At 42.8% G+C, this 292-nt stretch carries 1 protein-coding gene; it reads right to left on the bottom strand.

The annotated features are described in order from the left end of the window. The coding region (locus PZH32_RS13525; protein WP_275208767.1) for an FGGY-family carbohydrate kinase at positions 1-292 on the bottom strand (292 nt) is incomplete at both ends.

The following is a 292-nucleotide window of genomic DNA, read 5'->3' as shown; positions in this document are numbered from 1 at the left end:
CCAGAACATCATTTACCTGATATGCCAGTGATTCCAGCGTTGCTCGGATAATGTGGTATTTGTTTACTCCACGTGTGATTCCTACGATAGTTCCTCTTGCGTACTGATCCCAGTGTGGTGCTCCAAGTCCTGTAAATGCAGGTACTACATAACATCCATTGGTATCTTTTACTTTCTTTGCCATATATTCAGAATCCGGTGCAGAATCAATAATGCGAAGTTCATCTCTTAACCACTGGATTGCAGCTCCTGCTACGAAGATGGAACCTTCCAGTGCATAATTAACTTTGCC

The organism is Adlercreutzia equolifaciens (genome assembly GCF_029076695.1).
GTDB classification, from domain to species: domain Bacteria; phylum Actinomycetota; class Coriobacteriia; order Coriobacteriales; family Eggerthellaceae; genus Adlercreutzia; species Adlercreutzia equolifaciens_A.
This window is presented reverse-complemented; position numbering and strand designations above follow the sequence as displayed.